A 274-nucleotide genomic window follows, 5' to 3' on the forward strand; every position below is an offset into this window, starting at 1 on the left:
TACCTGTGGTCGGCGGCCTACGCCTTCCTGCTGGCATGGCGCAGCGAAACCTACGAACAGGCCCTGGCTGAGCGCAAGAAAGACCTGATCATCGGCGGCATCGCCCTGTTGTATGCCGTCTGGCTGCTGTACGCCGGCGGTGTGAAATACCTGCTGCTCTCGGCCCTGCTCTACGCACCTGGCGCCATCCTGTTCGCCAAGGCCAAGCGTGAAGTCGGCCAACCTGTCTTCACCAACGTGGAAAAGCTGATCTTTGCAGCCGTGGTCATCGGCG

Annotated in this window: 1 pseudogene; it reads left to right on the plus strand. The window is 61.7% G+C overall.

Annotated features, from left to right (window positions below):
* Positions 1-274: pseudogene (locus J5M58_RS27360) on the plus strand (arginine-ornithine antiporter); the annotation flags it as partial.

Source organism: Pseudomonas sp. 32_A (assembly GCF_017490905.1).
GTDB lineage: Bacteria > Pseudomonadota > Gammaproteobacteria > Pseudomonadales > Pseudomonadaceae > Aquipseudomonas > Aquipseudomonas inefficax.